Annotated in this window: 20 protein-coding genes; 6 read left to right on the forward strand and 14 right to left on the reverse strand. The window is 64.1% G+C overall.

Annotation, left to right across the window (positions count from 1 at the left end; genetic code table 11):
* Nucleotides 1-546: 546 nt before the first annotated feature.
* From ASE39_RS01560 to queF, 4 genes are all read left to right on the forward strand, one after another.
* On the forward strand, nt 547-3,681 hold the full coding sequence (locus ASE39_RS01560; RefSeq protein ID WP_057269973.1) for an Rne/Rng family ribonuclease: 3,135 nt from the start codon (nt 547-549) through the stop codon (nt 3,679-3,681).
* A gap of 214 nt (nt 3,682-3,895) precedes the next feature.
* Nucleotides 3,896-4,678 (forward strand): peroxide stress protein YaaA, encoded by a 783-nt coding sequence (gene yaaA / locus ASE39_RS01565; protein ID WP_057269974.1) that lies wholly within the window; start codon nt 3,896-3,898, stop codon nt 4,676-4,678.
* 33 nt (nt 4,679-4,711) lie between these two features.
* Entirely contained in the window at nt 4,712-5,623 is a 912-nt protein-coding gene (locus tag ASE39_RS01570; protein ID WP_010463697.1) for a 2OG-Fe(II) oxygenase, read from the forward strand.
* A 57-nt stretch (nt 5,624-5,680) separates the two neighbouring features.
* Entirely contained in the window at nt 5,681-6,526 is an 846-nt protein-coding gene (gene queF, locus ASE39_RS01575) for an NADPH-dependent 7-cyano-7-deazaguanine reductase QueF (protein WP_010463695.1), read from the forward strand.
* 12 nt (nt 6,527-6,538) lie between these two features.
* On the opposite strand, the gene ASE39_RS01580 is transcribed toward queF, so the two are convergent.
* The 10 genes from ASE39_RS01580 to ASE39_RS01625 all read right to left on the reverse strand — a co-directional run bounded on the left by ASE39_RS01580 (nt 6,539) and on the right by ASE39_RS01625 (nt 17,302).
* Nucleotides 6,539-6,805, reverse strand: coding sequence for a hypothetical protein (locus tag ASE39_RS01580; protein WP_010463693.1), 267 nt, complete (start codon nt 6,803-6,805; stop codon nt 6,539-6,541).
* Nucleotides 6,806-6,950: 145 nt separating this feature from the next.
* Nucleotides 6,951-7,433, reverse strand: coding sequence for a tetratricopeptide repeat protein (locus tag ASE39_RS01585; protein WP_057269975.1), 483 nt, complete (start codon nt 7,431-7,433; stop codon nt 6,951-6,953).
* Between the two features lie 151 nt (nt 7,434-7,584).
* The gene (locus ASE39_RS01590) at nt 7,585-8,358 is read right to left on the reverse strand and encodes an anti-sigma factor (RefSeq protein ID WP_057269976.1); all 774 of its coding nucleotides are present in this window, start codon (nt 8,356-8,358) and stop codon (nt 7,585-7,587) included.
* Nucleotides 8,355-8,990, reverse strand: coding sequence for a sigma-70 family RNA polymerase sigma factor (locus ASE39_RS01595; protein WP_010463687.1), 636 nt, complete (start codon nt 8,988-8,990; stop codon nt 8,355-8,357). Before ASE39_RS01595 ends, ASE39_RS01590 begins: the two co-directional genes overlap by 4 nt.
* Before the next feature lie 105 nt (nt 8,991-9,095).
* Entirely contained in the window at nt 9,096-10,325 is a 1,230-nt protein-coding gene (locus ASE39_RS01600) for a DNA polymerase IV (RefSeq protein WP_057270297.1), read from the reverse strand.
* A gap of 243 nt (nt 10,326-10,568) precedes the next feature.
* On the reverse strand, nt 10,569-12,254 hold the full coding sequence (locus ASE39_RS01605; RefSeq protein WP_010463683.1) for a thiamine pyrophosphate-binding protein: 1,686 nt from the start codon (nt 12,252-12,254) through the stop codon (nt 10,569-10,571).
* A gap of 32 nt (nt 12,255-12,286) precedes the next feature.
* Nucleotides 12,287-13,513 carry a pyridoxal phosphate-dependent aminotransferase gene (locus ASE39_RS01610; RefSeq protein ID WP_057269977.1) on the reverse strand — a complete coding sequence of 409 codons (1,227 nt, stop codon included), beginning with the start codon at nt 13,511-13,513 and terminating at the stop codon, nt 12,287-12,289.
* Nucleotides 13,510-14,427 carry an amino acid ABC transporter substrate-binding protein gene (locus tag ASE39_RS01615; RefSeq protein WP_057269978.1) on the reverse strand — a complete coding sequence of 306 codons (918 nt, stop codon included), beginning with the start codon at nt 14,425-14,427 and terminating at the stop codon, nt 13,510-13,512. Before ASE39_RS01615 ends, ASE39_RS01610 begins: the two co-directional genes overlap by 4 nt.
* 119 nt (nt 14,428-14,546) lie before the next feature.
* Nucleotides 14,547-15,743 carry an FAD-binding oxidoreductase gene (locus tag ASE39_RS01620; RefSeq protein WP_057269979.1) on the reverse strand — a complete coding sequence of 399 codons (1,197 nt, stop codon included), beginning with the start codon at nt 15,741-15,743 and terminating at the stop codon, nt 14,547-14,549.
* A gap of 23 nt (nt 15,744-15,766) precedes the next feature.
* Nucleotides 15,767-17,302 (reverse strand): aldehyde dehydrogenase family protein, encoded by a 1,536-nt coding sequence (locus ASE39_RS01625; RefSeq protein ID WP_057269980.1) that lies wholly within the window; start codon nt 17,300-17,302, stop codon nt 15,767-15,769.
* Nucleotides 17,303-17,538: 236 nt separating this feature from the next.
* Between ASE39_RS01625 and ASE39_RS01630 the strand changes: the two genes are divergently transcribed.
* Nucleotides 17,539-18,456 (forward strand): LysR family transcriptional regulator, encoded by a 918-nt coding sequence (locus tag ASE39_RS01630; RefSeq protein WP_199864225.1) that lies wholly within the window; start codon nt 17,539-17,541, stop codon nt 18,454-18,456.
* A 93-nt stretch (nt 18,457-18,549) separates the two neighbouring features.
* On the opposite strand, the gene ASE39_RS01635 is transcribed toward ASE39_RS01630, so the two are convergent.
* The 4 genes from ASE39_RS01635 to ASE39_RS01650 all read right to left on the reverse strand — a co-directional run bounded on the left by ASE39_RS01635 (nt 18,550) and on the right by ASE39_RS01650 (nt 23,414).
* Nucleotides 18,550-20,583 (reverse strand): acyltransferase family protein, encoded by a 2,034-nt coding sequence (locus ASE39_RS01635; RefSeq protein WP_057269981.1) that lies wholly within the window; start codon nt 20,581-20,583, stop codon nt 18,550-18,552.
* Nucleotides 20,584-20,593: 10 nt separating this feature from the next.
* Nucleotides 20,594-22,093 (reverse strand): sensor domain-containing diguanylate cyclase, encoded by a 1,500-nt coding sequence (locus ASE39_RS01640; RefSeq protein ID WP_199864226.1) that lies wholly within the window; start codon nt 22,091-22,093, stop codon nt 20,594-20,596.
* 246 nt (nt 22,094-22,339) lie between these two features.
* Nucleotides 22,340-22,972 carry a GNAT family N-acetyltransferase gene (locus ASE39_RS01645; RefSeq protein WP_140426656.1) on the reverse strand — a complete coding sequence of 211 codons (633 nt, stop codon included), beginning with the start codon at nt 22,970-22,972 and terminating at the stop codon, nt 22,340-22,342.
* 55 nt (nt 22,973-23,027) lie between these two features.
* On the reverse strand, nt 23,028-23,414 hold the full coding sequence (locus tag ASE39_RS01650; protein ID WP_057269984.1) for a TipAS antibiotic-recognition domain-containing protein: 387 nt from the start codon (nt 23,412-23,414) through the stop codon (nt 23,028-23,030).
* A gap of 273 nt (nt 23,415-23,687) precedes the next feature.
* Between ASE39_RS01650 and ASE39_RS01655 the strand changes: the two genes are divergently transcribed.
* A complete protein-coding gene (locus ASE39_RS01655; protein ID WP_057269985.1) occupies nt 23,688-24,293 on the forward strand; it encodes a WHG domain-containing protein in 606 nt (201 codons plus the stop codon).
* The last annotated feature ends 7 nt before the right edge of the window (nt 24,294-24,300 follow it).

The raw sequence follows: 24,300 nt of genomic DNA on the forward strand, positions 1-24,300 counted from the left end.
CTTGCCCCTCGTGCAGGCAGGTCGATGCCAGCGGGCGTCGTGCGCGCAGATTGCAGGCCAGATGCCTGTGGTGGCCAGCACGCCGTGCGGCGGGCTGACAGATTGAAACACTGATACGGAATCCCCCAAGCTTGCAGATGTTCCCTACCCGGGAGCGGTCTGCCAGCGGATCGAAGCGAGCATGTGGCTGTTGATGGCATGGATAGAGACCCTGTGGCGGAGGCTGCGGCCTTCGGCTGCATGCTCAAAATCGCCCTCAGCGCACAGCCAGCAAGCGCAATCAGCTACTCTTTTGATAGCAAAACTGCGCTCCTACCACTCGCCCCCTTCCACGCGCCCCTGCCTCACGATGCTGCGCTAGAGCGCGGCAGATCACTGGCATCCCCGGCAATTCCCTTCGTTTCGATGCGTCAGTCCAGGCATTCACAGCTCCTGTAGAGCTTGTTGTATTGGTTTGGAAACTGTGGGCGGCAGCCCGCGCAGCCCTCCCTGCTGGTCAGGTTGGTTGCACCGCTGCTGTCCGCGAAACACTGAAGGAATCGCATCATGAAGCGGATGCTCATCAACGCCACGCAGCCCGAAGAACGGCGCCTGGCCATCGTCGACGGACAAAAGCTCCTCGACTACGAAATCGAAATCGAAGGGCGTGAACAGCGCAAGGGCAACATCTACAAGGCCGTCGTCACGCGCGTCGAGCCCTCGCTGGAAGCCTGCTTCGTCGACTACGGCGAAGACCGCCACGGCTTCCTGCCGTTCAAGGAAATCTCGCGCAGCTACTTCACCCCCGGTGTCTCGCCCAGCCAGGCGCGCATCAATGAAGTGATCAAGGAAGGCCAGGAGCTGCTGGTCCAGGTCGAAAAGGAAGAGCGCGGCAACAAGGGCGCGGCGCTGACCACCTTCGTCTCGCTGGCCGGCCGCTACGTCGTGCTGATGCCCAACAACCCCCGTGGCGGTGGCGTATCGCGCCGCATCGAGGGCGAGGACCGCGCCGAGCTCAAGGAGGCGATGGACCAGCTCGAATACCCCAATGGCATGTCCATCATCGCGCGCACGGCCGGCATTGGCCGCACCGCGCCCGAGCTGCAGTGGGACCTGAACTACCTGCTCAAGCTGTGGACCGCGATTGACGGCGCTGGCAAGGGCGGCAAGGGCGCCTTCCTGATCTACCAGGAATCTTCGCTCGTCATCCGCGCGATCCGCGACTACTTCAACAACGACATCGGTGACATCCTCATCGATACCGACGACATCTACGAACAGGCGCAGCAGTTCATGGCGCACGTCATGCCCGAACATGCCGCCCGCGTGAAGCGCTACCGCGACGACGCCGCCCTGTTCAGCCGCTTCCAGATCGAGCACCAGATCGAATCGGCCTACGCCCGCACCGTGCAACTGCCCTCGGGCGGCGCCATCGTGATCGACCACACCGAAGCGCTAGTCAGCGTGGACGTGAACTCGGCCCGCGCCATCAAGGGCGGCGACATCGAGGAAACCGCCACCCGCACCAACCTGGAAGCCGCCGACGAAGTGGCCCGCCAGATGCGCCTGCGCGACCTGGGCGGCCTGATCGTCATCGACTTCATCGACATGGAAGAGTCGAAGAACCGCCGCGAAGTGGAAAACCGCCTGCGCGATGCGTTGCGCCAGGACCGTGCCCGCGTGCAGTTCGGCACCATCAGCAAGTTCGGCCTCATGGAAATGAGCCGCCAGCGCCTGAAACCCGCCCTGTCCGAAGGCTCGTCCATCCCCTGCCCCCGCTGCGGCGGCTCGGGCCACATCCGCGACACCGAATCGTCGGCGCTGCAGATCCTGCGGATCATTCAAGAAGAATCGATGAAGGACAACACGGCCGCCGTGCACTGCCAGGTGCCGGTGGAAGTGGCCTCGTTCCTGCTCAACGAAAAGCGCACCGAGATCGCCAAGATCGAACTCAAGCAGCGCGTGGCCGTGCTGATGGTGCCCAACAAGACGCTGGAAACCCCCAACTACCGCCTGGAACGCCTCAAGCACGACGACCCGCGCCTGGACCACATCGAAGCCAGCTACAAGCTCGCCGAAGAAGTGGAAGACCCCACGGCCGTGACGCGCCGCTCGCAAGAGCCCACCAACAAGCAGACCCCGGTGATCAAGGGCGTGCTCCCTGACGCCCCCGCCCCGACGGCCGAGCCCCGCGCTGAAGGCGCCACCCGCCCACCACGCGCCGGCCAACGCCCAGCCGCTGCGACTGCGCCAGCCCCCACACCTGCGGCAGCCCCTGCCCCGGTTGCCGCGGCACCGCAAGAGCAAGGCTTCTTTGGGTGGATCAAGAGCCTGTTCGGCGGTGGCGCTGCACCGGCAGCCCCTGCCCCCGTGGCAGCACCCGCACCGGCAGCCGCCCCAGAAACCACCGGCCGTGGCGAACCCCGCCGCGATGGACGCAACGGTGAAGGCCGTGGCCGCCGTGGTGGCCGCGACGGCAACCGTGACGGCCAGCGCGAAGGCGCGCCCCGTGACGGCAACCGCGAAGGCACCGGCGAAGGCCGTGGCCGCCGTGGCGAACGCTCGGCCGAAGGCCGCGCACCCCGCGACGCAGAGAGCCGCCCACCGCGTGACGCAGAACGCCGCCCCGAAGGCGAGGCCCGTGAAGGGCGCGAAGGTGGCCGCAATGGACGCGAAGGTGGCCGTGGCCGCCGCGACACCGAGCCGCGCAACCAGAACGCCGGGCTGAACGGTGACAACACCGCGGCTGCCAATGCGCAGGTGGAAGGCCCCAATGCCGGCAACAACGGCAACAACGCAGAAGGCAATCCCGCCCAACAGCCCCGTGGCGAACGTGGCCCGCGCCGTGAGCGTGGTGATCGCGGCAACCGTGGCGAACGTGGTGAACGCACGCCCCGCGCCGTGGAAGCCCAGGAAACCGCTGCAGCCGCCGCGCCCGGCGACTTTGTGGACACTGCGCCGCTGGCTGCCCTGCCCGACCTGGACCTGACCGGCAGCGACGCCCAGCCCAACGGCAACGGTGCCGCCGCAGAAGAGCAGCGCCGCGAGCGCCGTTCGCGCGACCGCTACGGCCGTGACCGCCGCGAGCGTGGCGAACGGGGTCCGCGCGACAACACCGGCGCTGAAGCCGCAGCACCCGCGATGCTGGATTTCGACCCCACGCAAGCCGAGCCCGCGCCCGCACAGGACGAGGCTCCGCGCCGCAGCTACTTCAGCGCCCCCGCCGCAGAGCAAGCTGCACCCACTGCAGCGCCGGTGGCTGTTGCCGAGGCCGCTGCACCGGCACCCGTTGCTGCGCCTGCCGCTGCGCCAGTGGCCCCGGTGGCGGCTGCGCCAGCACCTGCCGTTGCAGCAGCGCCTGTCGCAGCCGCCCGGGCTCCCGCTGTGGCCGCTGCAGCGCCAGTGGCGCCCACCGCACCTGCAGCACCCGCAGCGAGTGGCCTGCCACGCGTCCAGACGTTCGCACTGCCCATTGATGAACTGCAGCAGGTTGCTGCCGCATCGGGCCTGCAGTGGGTGAACTCCGACGTCGACAAGATCGCTGCCGTCCAGGCCGCGATTGCCGCAGAACCCAAGCCCATCCGCGTGCCGCGTGAGCGCCCTCCGGCCGTGGTGCTGGATGAAGGCCCTCTGGTGTTGGTGGAAACCCGCCGCGACCTGTCGGCCATGAAGCTGCCTTTTGAGCAGCCACCAGCGGCTTGATGCCCTGAAACGGCTGCGCCCCCCGGGGCCGCAGCCTTCCACAAAGAAGGCGGCCCTGGCCGCCTTCTTTTATGGGCGCCTGCCAAATACCCGTCAGCGCCCGAAGACAGCCTTTCAACAGGTACCATTTCAAGCCGCCCTGGGCCCCTGGCTGCCACTCTCTGCACCGCCCCGCCTGCTTCACCCTTCGAGATCCACGGACCTTCCGCCGCCCATGCTGTTCCTGCTGTCTCCCGCAAAATCGCTCGACTACGACACGCCCTTGCCCGAAGGCCTGCCGCACACAACGCCCCAGTTCGTGGCGCAATCCGCGGCCCTCATCGAGGTGCTGCGCGCGCAATCCCCCCAGCAGATCGCCTCGCTGATGGACCTGAGCGACAAACTCGCGGCGCTCAACGTGGCGCGCTACCAAGCCTGGCGCCCGCGTTTCACGGCCGCCAACTCGCGACAGGCGATGCTGGCCTTCAACGGTGATGTGTACGAAGGGCTGGAAGCCCGCACGCTGGCGCCCCAGGACCTGGACTGGGCCCAGACCCATGTAGCCATCCTCAGCGGGCTGTATGGCGTGCTGCGGCCACTCGATCGCATGCAGCCCTACCGCCTGGAGATGGGCACCCGCCTGGCCACGGCAGCCGGCAGCAATCTGTACCAGTTCTGGGGCAGCCAGATTGCCGAGCACCTCAACACCCGCCTGCGCGCCGACACCACGCCCGTGGTGGTCAACCTGGCGTCGCAGGAGTACTTCAAATCCGTAGACCGCAAGGCGCTCAAGGCGCGTGTCATCGAATGTGTGTTCGAGGACTGGAAAGGCGGCGCCTACAAGATCATCAGCTTTCACGCCAAGCGCGCGCGGGGCCTGATGGCACGCTATGCCATCACGCACCGCGTAGCCACACCCCACAAGCTGGAAGGATTTGATCTGGACGGCTATGCCTTTGCCCCGGCATCATCCGAACCCGAGCGCCTTGTCTTTAGGCGCAAGACGCCCACGGCGTAAACCCCAAGAATCCACCCATGTTGAAGGACCGCCATGGCATCGCGTTCTGAGCAGCACCCGGACAGCAGCACCGCAACCACCCAGCGCTCCAGCACCACACGGCAGGCCATCACGCCCGAGCTGCGCCGCTGGATCATCGAACAGGCCCAGGCTGGCTACGCCGCGCCCGTGGTGCTGCAGTCCATGCGCGATGCGGGCTGGGATGAAGACGTGGCCGCCGACGCGCTGGAAGTCACGCTGCAGGACCATTTGAACGAGCTGGCCGAGCGACAGGGCCAGCCCGCCGCAGTGCCTGTGCCCGAGCCCCGGCTTCATGACTCCCCCGCCCAGGTGGACTGCGGTGACCGCACCGTGAACGTGCTGCTAGCCATCGCCCAGCCACGGGTGGTGGTGTTCGGCAACCTGCTCTCGCCCGAAGAATGCGACGCCCTGATCGCCGACGCAGCGCCGCGCATGGCGCGCTCGCTCACCGTGGCCACCAAGACGGGCGGCGAGGAAATCAATGATGACCGCACCAGCGACGGCATGTTCTTTCAGCGCGGCCAAAGCCCGCTGATCCAGCGCATCGAAGAACGCATCGCCCGCCTGCTGAACTGGCCCATCGAAAACGGCGAGGGCCTGCAAGTGCTGCACTACCGCCCCGGCGCCGAATACAAGCCGCACTACGACTACTTCGACCCCGCCGAGCCCGGCACGCCCACCATCGTCAAACGCGGTGGCCAGCGTGTGGGCACCCTCGTGATGTACCTGAACACCCCCGAAAAAGGCGGTGGCACCACCTTCCCCGATGTGCATGTAGAGGTGGCGCCCCAACGCGGCAACGCGGTGTTCTTCAGCTACGAACGCCCGCACCCGTCCACCCGCACCCTGCACGGCGGCGCGCCGGTGCTCGCGGGCGAGAAGTGGATCGCCACCAAGTGGTTGCGCGAGCGGGAATTCAAATAAAAATAGGCTCTAGCGTTTATCCATATTGCGCCAATAGCTATCAATTTAATAGTATTCATGAACACCCCGGAACAATCCCAACTCGGCAAGGCATCGGCCTACATCGACCAGTACGACGCCTCATTGCTGTTCCCCATCCCCCGCGCGGGCAAGCGGGCCGAGATCGGCATCACCGGCGCCGCGCCTTTCTTCGGGGCCGACCTGTGGACAGCGTTCGAGCTGTCATGGCTCAACCAGCGCGGCAAGCCGCAGGTGGCGCTGGCGCACATCACCGTGCCCTGCGAAACGCCCAACATCGTGGAGAGCAAGTCATTCAAGCTGTACTTGAACAGCTTCAACAACACCCGCTTTGCCGATGCGGCCGAAGTGCAGGCCCGCATCCGTGCCGACATCAGCGAAGCCGTGTGGCGCGGGGCAGAGCACCCGGCCACCGTGGGCGTGAGGCTTCTCAGCCCCGAGCTGTTCGACCAGGAGCCCGTGCACGAACTCGACGGCCTGAGCCTTGATCGGCTGGATGTGGAATGCACGCAATACCAGCCCGCGCCCGAGCTGCTGACTGCGGAGTTTGACCAGCCCCCCGTGTCCGAAGTCCTGACCAGCAACCTGCTCAAGAGCAACTGCCTGGTCACCGGCCAGCCCGACTGGGGCAGCGTGCAGATCAGCTACAGCGGCCCGCAGATCAACCAGGAAGGCCTGTTGCAGTACCTGGTGAGTTTTCGCAACCACAACGAATTTCACGAGCAGTGTGTGGAGCGCATCTTCATGGACATCTGGACACGCTGCAAACCCATCAAGCTCACGGTGTATGCGCGCTACACGCGCCGGGGCGGGCTCGACATCAACCCGCTGCGCACCAGCCACCCGCAGGGCCTGCCGCGCAACGTGCGCACGGCGCGGCAGTAACCCCCTAGTCCATCAGCCCCGTGCATCGATCCAGTCGCACCGCAAGGTGTGGCGCAAGTGCGCGCGCGTTCGCCAGCTGACATAGAGGCTGGGCCCGAAGATCCCCATCATGCACAGCGGCGCAGTCAACGGCTCGCCAAAAGCAAAGATGGGAAACCAGCCCACCCAGCCCAGCATCCAGAGCGTCAGCACCAGATCCCAAAGGTGGTATTCGAGCGGATGGTCGGCCTTGTGCACCACATGCCATTGCTTGATGCGTTGCAGCTCGTTCAGGGTCATGGGAATCTCCCGGAAAACGGGGAAATTCACTGTAAGTTACGAGTAAGAATTCGTCAAGAAATACCGGAAAGGAAGGGCGGTGCGCCATCACCCCGGGCAACAACCGCCCACCCACCTGCCGGGTGACTCCCAAGGCCAGCCAGTGTTACTGCGCGGGCTTGTAGGCCGCAATGGCCTTGGCCAGATCGGTGGTTTCCTCGCACTGCGCGCAAATGGCCTGCAGCTTGGCGAGCTGGGCTTCGGCCTGCGCCTTCTGGCCCACCTTGAGGTAGCCCATGCCCGAGTATTCCAGCGCGCCCTTGTGGCGGGGGTCCAGCGCCAGGGCCTTGTTGTAGGCCGCAAAAGCCTCGTCGTATTTGCCGAGCCAGCGGTTGGAGTAGCCCAGCAGGTTGTAGGCGTCTGCGTTCTGCGGGTTCTGCGCCACCACCTTGCTGAAGCTGCTGGCCGCCAGCGCCCAGTTCTTGGCTTCGATGGCTTTTTTGCCCACGGCAAAGTCGTCAATGCGTGCGTTCTCCACTGGCGTGGTGGGCATATCGGCCGCGTGGGCCATGGGCAGTGCCAACACGGGCACCAGCACCAGGCTCAGCAAGGGCACAGACATCAAGGGGCGAACAGAAAATGAAGGCATGGGAGGCTCCTGAAAAACGTGAAGTGGGAAAGGTAGGAGGCCGCGCTGGCCCCATGCCGGAGACCGGCACCTCGGACAAACGACACGGAATGCAAAACGGATGCAGCGCCGGACAATTATTTTTGCAAAGCCGATGGGAGCCTTGCGCCGCTCACCACAGCTTGGCGCAGTTGCCGGTGAAGAGCACGGTGCTGCTGGGCACCTGCGGCGTTGCCGATGTCTCCAGCGTCACCATGAGTTTGCTGACCTTGAGCAGCAGCTTCTCTGACGTATCGGGCAACACCGACACCGCAGAACCCGCCACCGGCACCGTGCCCAGCACAAACGGCGCGCCATCGACTGGCACCGCCCACAGCACCAGCTGTGGGGCTGCGCCAGCCACAGTCGCTGGAGTCGCGGAAAGCGTGATAGGCCCGATGACCTTCACCGTCAGCGTGCGCCCATGGCGCAGCGAACTCACCAGCACCTTGCCGTTGCCCGCAGCGTCCGTCAGCAGGCCCACATAGGCCTGCGGCAGTTTGTCCCCCGCGCGCAGGGCCACCTGGTCGCTCGACACGAACAAGGTTGGCACCGCGACCACCAGGGCCACGGTGCCAATCACACCCAACGCCACACCCGCAAAGCCCTGCAATACGCCATTGCGCCGCCACAGCGCACCGGCCCAACCGCCTTGTGCGGCTGCCGCTTTCACATCGCGAGGCCGGGTGCGCGCCTCAATGGCGGCCCACACGCGCTGCGGTGGCTGTTGCACCGGCACCGAACTGGCCAGCATCCCCAGCCGCCCTTCCCACTGCACCACCAGCAACTGCACGTCGCTGCGATCACGCAGCAGCCGCTCAAAGCGGCGGCGCGCGCCACCGCCCAGCGTGCCCAGCACATAGGCAGACGCCAGGTGGTCCAGCAGCGCGGGGTGGGTGTACCTCATGCGCCCACCCCTTGTGTGGCCAGGCAGTTCTTCAGGCGCTCCAGGCCCCGCCGAATCCATGCCTTGACCGAACCCAGCGGCGCTCCCATCTGCGCCGCCACCTCGGAATGCGACAGGCCCTGGTAGTAGGCCAGCGCAAGGCTTTGCCGGTAGCTCCCCTCCAGGGCATTCATGCAGCCTTCGATACGCAATGCCTGGGTGGCCTGCTCCAGCAAATGCAGCGCGCTGGGTGCGGGCGTCAATGCAGATGCAGCACCCGACGCGTCGCTGCCATCCCCATCGCTGCCGGCAAGCTCTGCGGTGTCGTGCCAGGCGCTTTCTGGCCGCCGCGCACGGGCACGCAAGGCGTCCAGCGCCTTGTTGCGCACGATGGCAATCAACCATGTCATAGGCTGGATGGGCTGCCCGCCCACCTCGCTGCGGTAGCTTCCAGCGTTTTTCCAGATGCTCACATACGCCTCTTGCAGCACATCCTCGGCCGCCTGTCCTTGCCCCAACATACGAACGGCCACCCCAAACAGATGCACATGGGTGCGCTGGTAGACCTGCGCGAAGGCGGCGTGATCTCCACCGGCGGCGGCGTGGATCAATGCCTGCAGGTTGGTAGAGGGGACATCGGTGGCAGTGGCCATATGCGGGCGAGTATAGGAACGCAGCAGGGGTTGCAGGCAGGCCGCGCTGTGGGTGTTTACGCCGATTGCCACCGCACCTCTCGATGCCGCGATGTCGCAAACGCCCTAGAAAAGCTGCGCCGTGCCACCTGCACCCTCTGTGCCGTCCGCAGGGCTTGGTTTGCGCCGACGCGTTTCTGCCGTTGCCCCAGCCCGTGGTTCCAGTACCGGCTCTTCCCCCCGCCGCGCCAACGTGCTGGCCCGCACACCCAGCAGGCGCAGGCGCTTGTCCAGCGGCACGCGCTTGAGGCACTGCCCGGCCAGCTGGCGGATGGTGGCGCCGTCCGCCGTGTAGATGTTGGCCGTGTGGTCGCGCGTGGCAATCTTGAAGTCGTCGTAGCGCAGCTTGATGCCGATGGTGCGCGCCACATAGCCCTTGCGCTGCAGATCTTCGGCCAGGCGCAAACACAGGTCGGTAAAGATCGCTCCCAGCTCGGCCCGGTCGCGCACGGCGTGCAGGTCGCGGTCAAACGTGGTCTCGCGGCTCATGCTCACGGGCTCGCTCTCGGTCACCACCGGGCTGTCGTCGCGCCCCCACGACACGCGGTGCATCCACGCCCCGGTGGACTTGCCAAAATGGCCCATCAGCCATTGCGCATCCTGCGCCGCCAGCTGCCCGATGGTCTCTATGCCCAGCCGCGCCAGTTTCTCACCCGCCTTGGGGCCAATGCCGTTGATCTTGCGCACATGCAGCGGCCAGATCTTGCCCTGCAGGTCTTCCTCGTAAACGATGGAAATGCCGTTGGGCTTGTTGAACTCGCTCGCCATCTTGGCCAGCAGCCGGTTGGGCGCCACGCCGATGGAGCAAGTGAGCCCAGTCACGTCAAAGATGCTTTTCTGAATGAGCCGCGCCAGCACCCGGCCCCCTTCCCGCTGGCCGCCGGGTACATCGGTGAAGTCGATGTACACCTCGTCCACGCCCCGGTCCTGCATTACCGGTGCGATCTCGGTGATCGTGCTTTTGAACAGGCGTGAAAACCGGCGCACCTCGTCAAAGTCCACGGGCAACACAATGGCCTGCGGACACAGCTTGGCGGCTTTCATCATGCCCATGGCCGAGCCCACGCCAAACTGCCGCGCCGGATAGGTGGCGGTGGTGATCACGCCCCGGCCCACATAGTCCCTGAGCAGCGGGAAGTCCTCCACCGGGATGAAATGCCGCTCGCGCAAGCCTGTGCCATCCGGGCCTTGCAGCAGCAATTCATCCACCTTGCGCCGCCCGCCGCCGATCACCACGGGCAGTCCCTTGAGCTGCGGGTAGCGCAGCAGTTCGACAGATGCAAAAAAAGCATCCATGTCGAGGTGGGCGATGCGGCGCAGCCGCTGCCCCGGGTGCCCAGGCTGGGCGCCAGGGGCGGGCTCGTTGTCAGGGAAATCAGGCACTGAGACAGTCACGCCCGCTATTGTGCGCGGCGGGCTGCCAGGCTGCTGCCAATCACACCCAGATGCCGCTGCTCTCAACCCTCTGAAAATTCATAGATCTTGGTTTTTACGGAACACCGCAAACTCCACGAATAAACGGCTCCTTCATCCGGCGCTTCAGCGCTTCGCCATGGCCGCGCTGCGAATCCCCTGCAACGTGCCCGTGGGCGTGATTGCCTCGGGGTCAATCAGGCAGTGCAGCACGCTGGGCAAACCACTCGCACGGGCGCGGGCCAGGGCGGGGGCAAAGTCTTCGGTGCGCTCCACGCGCTCGCCATGTCCGCCAAAGGCCTGGGCGTAGGCCTTGAAGTCGGGGTTCTTGAGTTGCGTGGCACTGACCCGACCGGGGTACTCGCGCTCCTGGTGCATGCGGATGGTGCCGTACATGGCGTTGTCCAGCAGCACCACGATGATGGGCAGGCCGTATTGCACGGCAGTCGCGAATTCCTGGCCGTGCATGAGGAAGTCGCCATCACCCGCAAACACCACCACCTCGCGCTGCGGCCACAGTCGCTTGCCGCCCACACCGGCGGGCAGGCCGTAACCCATCGATCCGCTGGTGGGTGCGAGCTGGCTCGCATAGGTGGTAAACGGCCAGAAGCGGTGCACCCAGGTGGCAAAGTTGCCGGCACCATTGCAGAAGATGGTGTCGGCGGGTAGCACGTCTTTGAGGTGCTGCATCACCTGGCCCATCTGCAGCTCACCCGGGATGTGGATAGGGTCGGTGTCGCTCCAGGCCAGGTATTCAGACCGCGCCATCTCTGCATGGGCATGCCAGGCCACGGCCCCTGCAGGCCGCACACCCGCCAGCGCCGCCGTGAATGCCTGCGGCGTGGCGTGGATGGCCTGCGCGGGGCGGTAGAGCTTGCCCAGTTCATCCGCGTCAGCATGCACATGCACCAGCGGCTGTGTGGGGTTGGGGACAGCAAACAGCTCATACCCTTGCGACGGCACCTCGGACAGGCGCCCGCCCACCACCAGCACCAGGTCTGACGCACGGACGCGCGCCAGCAGGCGCGGGTTCACGCCCAGGCCCAGGTCGCCGCCGTAGCAGGCATGGTTGGCCGGGAAGAGCATCTGCCGCCTGAATGAGCAGTACACCGGCAGCGACCAATCTGAAGCGAACGCCACAAACTCGCGCACCGCCTGCTCGGACCAGCGGCTGCCACCCAGGATCGCCACCGGCTGGTGCGCGGCCTTCAAACGCTCAGCCAACTCGGCCATCTGTGCCGGGCCGGGGTGCGTTTCGGTCACTTGGTAGGGCAGCGCATCGGCCACCGTGGTGGCTTCGGTCAGCATGTCTTCCGGCAATGCCACCACCACGGGGCCGGGTCGTCCGGACGTGGCCACATGGAAGGCCCGCGAGATCAGCTCGGGCACGCGCGCCGGGTCGTCGATCTGCACGACCCACTTGGCCATGGTGCCGAACACCGCGCTGTAGTCGAGCTCCTGAAACGCCTCGCGCCCCATGGCCCCACGTGCCACCTGACCCACGAACAGGATCATCGGTGTGGAGTCCTGGTGCGCAATGTGCACACCGGCCGACGCATTGGTGGCGCCCGGCCCGCGCGTCACAAAGCAGATGCCCGGCTGCCCCGTGAGCTTGCCCTGCGCCTCGGCCATCATGGCCGCGCCGCCTTCCTGGCGGCACACCGTCACGCCGATGTCTGCATCGTGCAGGGCATCGAGCACGGCCAGGTAGCTCTCGCCCGGCACGCAAAACAGTTGCTTCACGCCATGGGTGATGAGCTGGCTGACCAGGATCTGGCCGCCGGTGCGGGAGGTGGTGGGTGCGGTGGTCATGTCAGACGGTCATTTCACAAAAAAACAAGAACTCAGAAAAGCGCCTTGCACGCGCGCTGGATGCGTGCGCAGGCCTCCTGCAAGTCGGCCATGCTGGCAGCGTACGAGATACGGAAGTACGGCGCCAGCCCCAGCACGCTGCCAGGCACCACGGCCACGTGGAACTCGCGCAGCAGGTAGTCGCAGAAATCGGCGTCCGTGCGCAACAGTTCGCCACCCGGTGTGGTGCGGCCCAGCACGCCTTCGCAACTGGCAAAGGTGTAGAACGCCCCCTCGGGCACGCGGCAGCGCAGGCCCGGCGATGCGTTGAGGGCCGCCACCACCAGGTCGCGCCGAGCCTGAAACGCGCGGCAGCGCTCGGCCACCACGTCCTGCGGGCCGGTGAGCGCAGCCACCGCCGCCGCCTGGCTGATGGACGACGCGCACGATGTGGCCTGGCTTTGCACCACAGCCATGGCCGCGATCAGTGCGCGCGGGCCTGCACCATAGCCAAGGCGCCAGCCCGTCATGGCGTACGACTTGGAGACTCCGTTCACCGTGAGGGTGCGGTCGCGCAGTGCGGGCAGCACCGCCACGGGAGTGGCAAACGCATGGCCGTCGTACAGGATGTGTTCGTAGATGTCGTCCGCCAGCACCCACACCTGCGGGTGGTTCAGCACCACCTCCAAAATGGGCCGCAGCTGCTCGGCGCTGTAGGCCGTGCCACTGGGGTTGGAGGGGGAATTGATGAACACCCAGCGCGTGCGTGGCGTGATGGCCGCATCGAGCTGCTCAGCCGTGATGCGAAACCCGTTGGCCTCGCTGCACGGCACCACCACAGGCACGCCACCGGCAATCAGCACCATGTCGGCATACGATGTCCAGTACGGCGCGGGCAGGATCACCTCGTCGCCAGGATTCAGGCTGGCCATCAGCGCGTTGTAGATGACCTGCTTGGCGCCCGCACCCACCGTGATTTCGTTGGTTGCAAACTCCAGCCCGTTATCGCGGCGGAACTTGAGCTGGATGGCCGCCTTGAGCGCGGGCGTGCCATCCAGCACCGTGTAGTGCGTGTCGCCCTGCGCCATGGCCTGCTGCGCGGCTTCAATCACATGGGCGGGCGTGTCGAAGTCGGGCTCGCCCAGGCCCAGCACGATCACGGGCTGGCCTTGGCGCTTGAGTTCGTTGGCAGCCTGGGTGATGCGCACGATGTCGGACACACCGATGGCGCTGATGCGATCGGCCGCGCGGAAGGCCGTGGCGGGGATGGGTGCGTTCATTGCTGGTAGGTCTCCAGGGGCTTGTCGTTGGGCGTGGCAAACAGCTGGCGCAGCGTGGTGCCCAGCGGCAGGCTCAGGCTCATGTTCTTCGGCGGAATGGGGTTCACGAACCACTTGGTGTAAATCTTTTCCATCTCGCCGCTTTGCATCAGCCTGGTGAGAACACCATCCACCGCCGCCTTGAAGGCGGGGTCGTCCTTGCGGAACAGCAGCGCAATCGGCTCGGCGCCCAGCGGCTCGCCCACGATGCGGTAGGCTGACGGGTCCTTGGAGTTGGCAATCATCCCGGCGAGCAGGTTGTCGTCGAGCACAAATGCGTCGGCACGGCCTGTTTCAAGCAGCAGAAAACTCTCGTGGTGGTCCTTGCCCAGCACCGTCTTGATGGGGGCGCCGCCCAAGGCACGCTCTTGCTTGCGCAGCAGCTGCACGGCCGTGGTGCCGGTGGATGCAGCAATGGTGCGGCCCGCCAGCTGGCTGAGGGACTTGAGGTCCGAATCCTTGCGCACCGCCATCCGCACTTCGCTCACATAGGTCGTCACCGCAAAGGCCACCTGCTGCTGGCGCGCCGTGTTGTTGGTGGTGGGGCCGCAGCCGATGTCGAGCGTTCCGTTCTGCACCAGGGGCAGCGTGTTCTGTGCGGTGACGGCCATGTATTCGAGCTTGGCGTCGGGCACGATTTCCTTGAGCACGCGCTCACACAGCTCCACGTGGTAGCCCACATATTTCTCGTTGGCTCCCAGCGCATAGGCCATGGGCGGCGACGTCTCGCGCACGCCCAGCACCGCCTTGCCAGATGCCTTGATCTTCTCCAGCGTGGGGGTGGATAGGGTCTGTGCGTGCGCAGGTGCAAAAGCCGTGCAGGCCAGTGCCAGCCCTGCGGCGAGCGCGGTGAATGTCTTGCGGGAAATTGCCATGGTCGTTGTCTCCGGTGGTGTTGTGATTGGCAGGTTGGAAAGCGTCGAAAGCAGAAATACCGAAAAAGGAAAAATCGAACGGGCGGTGCGCCGGGGCATCGCCGCAGGGGGCTAAAGGCTCAGATGACGTTCTTCTCCAGCAGCGGCCGGTTGCGCGCAATGCGCTCGATGGACAGCGGCGACAGGTCCAGGCTCTGGTAGCCGCCCGTCAACATCCACTCCGCCAAGCCACGCCCCACGGCCGGGCACTGCTGCAGGCCGTGGCCCGAAAAGCCGTTGGCAAACACCAGGTTGTCGCACGCCGGGTGCAGGCCCACGATGGCGTTGTGATCGAAGGTGTTCATCTCGTAGTAGCCTGCCCAGGCGCCCTGCATGCGCAGCGCTTCAAAGCCAGGAATGCGCTCGGCCAGCGTGGGCCAGATGAGGTTGTCAAACGCGTCGTACTCGGGCTCCAGCGGGGCAAAGTCGGCGTCGTTGTCGGCGTTGGGCGCAAAGCCGCAGATGAAGCCTTTGCCCTCGGGCCGCAGCCAGATGCCACTGGTGTCGATGAGCAGTGGGCAGCCCGGCAGCGCTGCGGGGCTGGCCAGGTTGAAGACCGTGCGGCGCTTGCCCACCACGGGCAAAACAATTCCCGCCCAGCCCGCGATGGCTGCCGCCCAGGGGCCACCGGCGTTCACGGCGTAGCGGCAAGGCAGCACGGTGCCGCTTTGCAGGCGTACTGCGTTCACATGCAGCACGCCGTCGCTGGCCGCCGTGTCGAAGCCCACCGCCTCGTCGGCCACATAGCGCACGCCCTGGCTCTGTGCCTTCTTGCGCAGCGTTGTCAGCAGCAGGTAGCCATCAAACCAGCCCTCGCCCGACAGGCCCAGCGAGCCCAGCGCCACATCCTGCAGTGCCAGCCACGGAAAGCGCTCGGCCAATTCACGCGGGCTGAGCAGCGCCACGTCGGCACCGTACTGCCTTTGCAACGCATGGTTCTCGCGCAGCGTGGCCTCGCCCGCTGCAGTGGCCAGGTACAGGTAGCCGCCTTCGTGCAGACCGATGTTGGGCACATCGCCGTTGCAGGCCAGGAGCGTGCCCACGTTGCGCAGAAAGCCAATGCCGTAGGCCGATATCTGGATGTTGATGTCCGTCGAGAACTGCTGGCGGATGGAGCTGGCCGACAGCGCCGACGATGCACGTGCATAGGTCGGATCGCGCTCGACCACCACCACCTCGCAGCCCGGTTGCTGCAGCGTGAGAAAGTACGCAATGGCACTGCCGATGACACCACCGCCAATGATGACGATGGGGTTTGGGGTCTTAACAATCAACATGAACGGGGCAACCAGCGCGTGGGTTACACGTCAAACGTCACGCCCTGTGCCAGCGGCAATGCGGTGGAGTAGTTGATGGTGTTCGTCGCGCGGCGCATGTAAGCCTTCCAGCTGTCCGAGCCCGCCTCGCGGCCACCACCCGTTTCCTTCTCGCCGCCGAACGCGCCGCCAATCTCGGCGCCGCTGGGGCCAATGTTCACGTTGGCAATGCCGCAGTCCGAACCCGCCGCCGACATGAACTGTTCGGCCTCGCGCACATTGAGCGTGAAGATGGACGACGACAGGCCCGCACCCACGGCGTTGTTCATGGCAATGGCTTCGTCAATGGTGCCGTAGCGCACCACGTACAGGATGGGCGCAAAGGTTTCGTGCAGCGCGGGGCCTTCGTGTTTTTGCAGCTCCACCAGCGCAGGGCGCACGTAGTACGCATCCGCACCGCCGATGCCTTCTACACGGCCACCACCGTGCACCGTGGAGCCCAGCGCGCGGCTTTGCTCCAGCGCCTTTTGCATGCCGTCAAAGGCCATGCGGTCGATCAGCGGGCCCACCAGCGTGCCCGCGGTGCGCGGATCGCCCACCTGCACGTTGGCGTACACCTTGGCGAGCTGGGGCACCAGCTGGTCGTAAGTGCTTTCGTGCACAAACAGGCGGCGCAGCGTGGTGCAGCGCTGGCCGGCCGTGCCCATGGCGGCGAACGCAATGCCGCGCAGGGCCAGGTCCAGGTCAGCCGTGGGCGCAACGATGGCCGCGTTGTTGCCGCCCAGCTCCAGAATGCCGCGCGCAAACCGCGCTGCCAGGCGCGGGCCCACGGCGCGGCCCATGGCGGTGGAGCCCGTGGCCGACAGCACGGGCACGCGGGCGTCATCCACCAGCACCTCGCCAAGGTCGCGCTGGCCGACGATCAGCTCCAGCAGGCCTTCGGGTGCGTCGGCGCCAAAGCGTGCGATGGCACGCTGGGCAATCGCGTGCGTGGCCAGGGCGGTGAGCGGGGTTTTCTCGGACGGCTTCCACACCACCGAATCACCACACACCAGTGCCAGCGCGGCGTTCCACGACCACACGGCTACCGGGAAGTTGAAGGCCGAAATGACGCCGCACACGCCCAGCGGGTGCCAGGTTTCCATCATGCGGTGGCCGGGGCGCTCGGTGGCAATCGTCAGGCCATACAGCTGGCGCGACAGACCCACGGCAAAGTCGCAAATGTCGATCATCTCCTGCACCTCGCCCAGGCCTTCGGACGGGATCTTGCCCGCCTCGATGGTTACCAGCAGGCCCAGATCCGCCTTGGCGGCGCGCAGCTCTTCACCCAGCAGGCGCACCAGCTCACCCCTGCGCGGTGCCGGCACATTGCGCCACGCCAAAAAGGCCGCATGCGCGCGGCCAATGGCGGCCGTGGCATCGGCAGCGCTTTGCTGTGGCACCTGGGCCAGCACCTCGCCCGTGATGGGCGAGCGGGCAGCCAGCGTGCCGCCGGTGTACGCGGCGCGGGGCACGCCCAGGCGTTGCAGCAGTTGATCGACTTCGGTCACAAGGAGGGTGGCGGCAGAGGTGGCAGGCATGGCGGCTCGCAAAGGTCAGGAAGGCGGGGGAAGAAGGGAAAAGCGGATGAAGAAAGCACCCAGCGAATACGCCAATATCCGCCAATCTCGCCGTGCTGGATAGCAAAAAAATGGAACTACTTGATCACAAATGAGAATGAAGTATCTGAAAATATCAGGACTATGAACGCTTATCAATTGAGCGCCCGTGGCTAAAAAGATGTAATTTTTGCCACCGCCAATCATTCCCCCTACGCATGACCCTGCTGCGCCGCACCTTCCTGCCTTCCACAGCCGATCTGCTGGCCTTTGAGGCAGCAGCACGCCACCAGAGCGTGTCGCGCGCGGCGGAGGAACTGCACCTCACCCAAAGCGCCGTATCGCGCCAGATCCGGCAGCTGGAAGATCAACTGGGCACCGCCCTCTTCCACCGCGTGCGCCAGCGCGTGGTGCTGACCGACGCGGGCCGCGTTTATGCCGCCGACGTGCAAAACGTGCTGCAACAGCTGTCGGCCAGCACGCAAAAGACCATGGCGTTCTCCAGCACCGACGGTCTGCTCAACCTGGCCGTGCTGCCCACGCTGGGCACGCGCTGGCTCATCCCGCGCCTGGGCGGCTTCATGGCGCTGCACCCCGAAGCCATGGTCAACTTCTCGGCCCGCACCGAGCCCTTTGACTTTGCGGGCACGCCGTTTGACGCTGCCATCCACTTCGGCGCGCCGCACTGGGCGGGCGCCGTGTGCGAATACCTGATGCACGAAGAAACCGTGCCTGTGTGCAGCTCCGCCTACCGTGACCGCCACAACATCCACACCCCGCAAGACCTGACCCGTGTGGTGCTGCTGCAGCAAAGCACCCGCCCCACGCAGTGGGCCGAATGGTTTGAGCTGGTGGGCGCCCCCACGGCCCTGGCCCTGCGCGGCCCCCAGTCCGAACACTTCGCCATGATTGCGCAAGCTGCGGTCTCGCACCTGGGGGCGGCGCTGCTGCCACGCTTTTTGATTGAGCAGGAATTGGCGGCGGGGAGTCTGGTGGAGCTGTCAGACCAGGTGCTGACTAGCACCGATGCGTATTACCTGGTGTACCCCGAGGCGCGGGCGCAGACGCCGTTGGTGAAGGCGTTCAGGGATTGGGTGGTGAAGGAGTGCCACGCACTGCCGACCACAGCAGGATGAGCCGGTGGAGAGATGCAGCCCGCCACCGCAGGCAAGCCAGCCCGACCACGAGGCCGGTGCGCCGAGACAAGGGAGCCCCTCCGCATCGGGATTTCAGGGCGCCAGCATGTCTGGGGCATGAATTTTGGCCCACCTGGCAAACTCCTCGATGACCAGTCTGCTGGCAAATTCTGAATAATGCGAATATTCATCCCTGAAAGCGGGCATGACAGGGAGCTTGAAGTGGCACACACGTGCATCGCAAAAAACCGTGTTCTGATCGAATACCAGAACATTGGGATTGGTTTTGAGAATTGACCCCATCAGCCGATGGAAATTATTCGCTATTTCAGCATAATCATCCACAGAAGCCAGGCAGGTTTTTTCAGTTTCCTTCAGGGGCCGCGCGTAGCAGCCCTTGATATCGTATTTCAGCCTCACATGCGGGCTAAAAACAATGACTTTGATGTTATTTTTTTCGAGAAAATCAATTCTTTTTCTCAGTCTTTCCAGGTAGCCTGGATCGGTGTTGTGGCGAACGCCACCGATGACCGCATATCGGATTGAATTCTCTTTCACAACAAGATGGTTGATGAACTCCTGCTGATCAAACCGCCTCTGGCCAGAACAGGGCAAGGAAGTCAGCTCGGTGGTTGGGTCAGACCTTTCAACCCAGCCGGCATCGCAAGTCCCGATGGAGAGCACCGAATGGTGCTTGAACTCATCATTCAGGGCAAAACCCGGATAGAGATGGTTGGCAAAGCTACTGCCCAACAACAGCAGGGTTGGCTTTTCCGGGCTATTGGCCATGCAAAACCACCAGCCATATTTTTCGGTGTCCGCAAAAGGATACTTTGATTCGCAGAGGTCATTTTTTGCAAACTTCCACAACGGCCCCACAAATTGGGCATTGATGGAATTCATTTTGACCACATGGCTCCGTGATTTGACGCCATCGCTGTCGTAGACGATATATCCAGCACTGCCAACGGTGACCATCAAAGCCACCAGCGCCACCACTTTCCATGGACTGCGGCGGCCCAGCCGCACCGGGCGCTCCACCAGGCGATAAGTCAGCCATGCCAGCACCACAGACAGAGCGACAGCCGCAATGCGGACATCCCGGCTCGGCACTTCACCTTCCACAATCCGCGCGAAGGAAAGCAGGGGCCAGTGCCACAAATACAATGGAAAACTGATCAAACCCAACCAGACTGCGATTCTGTTCGACAGTATTTTTCTGTTGATCCATGCGCTTGGCCCCGCTGAAATCGTCAACATGGTCCCCAGCACAGGCACTACCGCCCAAACACCTGGGAAGTTCATGTTTTTATCGATTCGCCAAAACCCATACGCCAGCAACAACAAACCCAGCAGCGACGATACGTTCAACAAGAACCCATCGCGGGGTTTGATTTTTTGGTAGTGAACGGCGATGGTTCGCCAGCCATGGAGTGCAACCGCCCACTTTCTGCACACATCCTTCCCATAAATAAAAAACCAAGCCAGCAGGCTTCCACAAAGAAGCTCCCAGAATCGGGTTTGAGGTGAATAAAAAGTCGTGATGGCATTTTGCCCTGCACCTTTTATATTGAGCGCAAAGGATAAAATCGCGCACACCACGGTGATTGCGAAGAGATTGAATTTGCACTTCCAGGCCACCCAGAGCAGCACGGGCCAGACAATGTAGAACTGCTCCTCGATCCCCAGGCTCCACAAATGCAGCAAGACCTTGGTTTCCGCAGAGTTGTCAAAATAGCCTGCCTCCCCCCAAAGCACAAAATTGGAAACAAATCCAACGCCTCCCATGACGTGCTTGCCCAACTGCTTGTATTCATCTGCCCATAACGTAAACCAGCCAAAGGCAAGGCAGGCTATCAAGACCAATAGAAGCGCCGGGAATATGCGCCGAATGCGGCGCGCATAAAATTCAGAAAAACTGAAAGCCTTTTTGTCCAGGCTTTCAAAAATGATGGAGGAGATCAGATAGCCAGATATCACGAAGAAGATATCGACGCCAATGAATCCACCCCCGATCCAGGAGGGAAATGCGTGGAAGGCCACCACCGAAACAACCGCGATGGCCCTCAAACCATCGATATCCGGGCGGTATTTGGGGTGCAATAGGGGAACATGTGGCACTGTCATTTCTGTCCGCTCAGGCCTCCACCCGATTGCGGCCTGAGGCCTTCGCCCGGTAAAGCATGCGGTCCGCCGCCTCGATCAACTGCCGCTCGCTGCCTTCCCCATAAGAACCTGCCATGCATGCGGCGCCCACACTGACCGTGACATGCCCGAAGGCGCTGGAGCCGTGGCGGATGGCCAGGGCTTCAATTCGCTCACGCACCACCTCTGCAACGACCTGCGCGCCTGGCAGGTCGGTGTTGGGCAGGATGATGGCCAGCTCCTCGCCCCCATAGCGCGCCACCAGATCCCCCGGGCGCTTTGCGTACTGCACCAGGCACTTCGACACCGCCTGCAAGCAGGCGTCGCCCTCCACATGGCCGTAGGTGTCGTTGAAGCCTTTGAAGTGGTCGACATCGATGAGCAGCAGGGACAGCGGAGTAGCTTCTCGACCGGCGCGGCGGCACTCCACATTCAAGGTTTCATCAAAGCAGCGGCGATTGGCCAGGCCTGTGAGCTGGTCTTGCGCAGCCAGAGCTTCGAGCTTCTGGTTCACAGCCATCAGGTCTTCTCGCGCCGCTACCAGCGAAGCCTCGGCACGGGTGCGGCGGCGGATGTCGATCAGCAGATGCCACCCAATGGCCGTGATGCCCAGCAACAAGGCCCCCACGACACCTGTGGTGAGCAGCGCCTGGCGCCGCCAGCGGCTCAGTGCTTCTTCCTTGCCCACTGCCACGGTGGTGATCAGGGGGTAGCGGTCGTTCTTGCGGTAGGCGTACAACCGCTGCGTTCCGTCGATGCCGGATTTGAACGCGGCGGTGCCGGACACCGCGCCCGAGTAGAAGCGCTGGAAGTTGGGAGACTTGGAGAAGTCGCGGCCCATGTCCTGCTCGCGGTAGGGGTAGCGCACCAGCATCTGCCCGCCGGTGGTAGACAGGCCGATGGCCCCCTGCGTGCCCACGTCGATCTTGCCAAACAACTCCAGGAAATCCTTGATGCCCAGGCTCACGACCACGACACCGGCAAAGCGCTTGTCATGGTCGTCAAAGCGCCGGCTGACGGTAATGACCCAGTCGCCCGTGGAGCGGCTTTGGATGGCGGGTCCGATAAAAGGCTCAGGGGATGAATTGTCCCGGTGGTGCGCAAAGAAGGCCCTGTCTGCCCCACTCGCATGGGCTGGTGCGGGGCCGATGGAGGACATCAGCCGGTTGCCCGCATGGTCGTAGATGGCCATGCCATTGAGCTGGTTGAGCAGGTGCTCTTGCCGGCCAATCAGCCGTTGCAGGCGCTGCAGATGCCCGGGCTCCGTCCCCTCTTCTTCAAGGCGCTCGACGATGCCCAGAAGCAGCATGGCACTTTGGGTGATGACGCCTTCCGTGTAGGTGTTCAGGGTCTGTGCCAGGTTGAGGTTCTGGGTGTCTATTTCGGCCAGCGAGTGCTCTCGTGCCGACCATATCTGCCAAGCGGTGGTGGCAGACACCGACAGGTACACCACCACCAGCAGCAGCGCAGCCCAGCGAACATCACGCTTCATTATTTATTGCCCTCTCGCACACCAGCTTCCTTGCCAGTCCCTGCCGGACGAGCCAGGGATCGCACAGGATTCGCCCTCGCTGGGTGGCTTGTTTCTCTCTATTACCCAACGATACTACGTGATCAATGACAGCCCCGAATCGGGGATGAGCGGGCAGATCATCTGCTTTGCCAGGCAAACCATGACCCATGGCAATTCAGTGCAGGGCTTGCGAGAAAGTAGGCGCGCTGGCAACCGCCGCCGCCATCAGGATGGAGGCCTTGCATCGCGCGCCATCAGCCAGTACATGCGACCCGAGACGGGCTCAACGCACTCCGTCTCGCCGGTAAACCCCAGGCGCCGGTAGAACGGAAGACTGAGCGGGTTGAAGGTTTCCAGATAGCAGGCTGTGCCTGCCAGGTCTGCGCGGACCAAGGTCGGCAGAATCAGCCGCTGCGCCAGGCCCTGGCCACGGGCCGCCGGGCGCACGCCCAGGATCGACAGGTACCAGGCGTTGTGCAGATTGCCGGGCACCTGTTCTTCCATGGCAGCGGCGATGCGCTGGTAGTTGTCGAAACCCAGGGGGCCCAGGCACCGGGCCAGGCCTTCGGTGCGCCGTGCGCTGTGCATGGCCTTCTCGCTGGCGGTGGCCCGGTTCGTGATCCAGCATGCTGCCCCGTCGGTGCCTGCCTGCAGCACCTCGCCGACGGCACAGGCCTCGTCCATGGCCAGCGCAAAGTAGTGGGCCAGCACCCGGTGCCGCAGTGCAGGGGCTGCCGCGTGGTCGATGGTGACGGCCTGATAGAACGGGTCATCCATCAACGCCTCGGCCAGAGCTGCACACACCGGCAAGGGCTCCGGCGGTGAATGCGGTGCGGGTGGTGCAGAGAGGGGTTGCATGGGCATTGAGAACGCGTGGCCAGCATGGCTGTGGCGGGCGGGCCAGACCGGGAATTCAGACCAGGTTCTGCTGGGCATAGGCGTGCACCGCCCCGCCCAAAAACTCCACCAGACGGGGATGGTAGGTATTGTGAAACGCCTTCATGTCGGCGTTGTCCGCGTAGAACAGCGCAGTGCCCACATAGGCCTCGCGCGAGGGCACGTAAAAGCGCGAGACGATGGCAAAGTGTTTTGCCATCAAGGCCTGGATGGCGGGAGACGCAGGCTCGTTTGCATCGATCAACGGGGCCAATTCCTTGTAGAACGCATCGAAGTCGGCATGCGCCTGGGGCTTGTCTACGTGCGCCCAGTTGTTGGTGCTGGCCAGGGATTGCTCCTGCTCAGCCCGCTGTGCGGCGCGGCATTGGTCGAGGTATTCGGGAGTGGCTTGCTGGAGACCCATGGTGTTTGTTCTGTTTTCTTGAAAGTAACGGGAGGGCCGCAGCGCGCACCGTTGCCGATGTGCAGCCGACCCAAAGGGAGCGCGGACTATAGCGGTGCATCCGTGTGGCACACCACCGCATTGACAATGCCGTGCTTTTTGAACCACAGGGCGGCCGCGTCAGTGCCCACAAGAAGTAGGCGGCATCACAGCGGCCCACAGGCACATTCATTTGATACTTGCACCAATTTAATTTACATCGTATATTTACACTGTAAATTACACGGAGATGCAATGCCAAAGACTTTGACGGAAGCAGAGGTTCAGGACTTTCGCCTCCGGCTACTTTCAGTGGCTGAGCGTGCATTTGCCGATCACGGCGTCGATGGTGTCTCCGTGCGGCAGCTTGCGCAGGAGTTGGGCTGCAGCGCGATGACGCCCTACCGGTACTTTCGCGACAAGAACGAAATCCTGGCCGCGGTCACCGCGGCCGCACTGGACCGCTTTTCAGAATCCCTGGAGCTTGCCTTTGCCACGGAGACCGGCGCCTGGGAGCGTTCAGCCGCTGTGCGACAGGCATACCTCGGCTTCGCGTTTGAAAACCCCAGGGCCTACAAGCTGATGTTCGACCTTCCGCACCCTGACGTGGCGGGCTTTCCGGACCTGGCCCGTGCCGCTCTGCGTGCCGAGCAGATCATGGCCGCACCCATAGAGCTTCTGGTGAAAGGCGGCTTCCTGGCCGGAGAATCCCGACTTCTAGGACGGATTTTCTGGAGCGCCATCCACGGAGCCGTTTCGCTGCAGTTGGCTGGAAAACTCGATTCCGACCCGGCCTTCGAACACGTTCTTGAGAACATGCTGCGCTTCCTCGTCGCGGGCGCCAGTGCTGGTCACCCATAAGGAGCCG

Source organism: Acidovorax sp. Root267 (assembly GCF_001429215.1).
Classification (GTDB): domain Bacteria; phylum Pseudomonadota; class Gammaproteobacteria; order Burkholderiales; family Burkholderiaceae_C; genus Acidovorax; species Acidovorax radicis.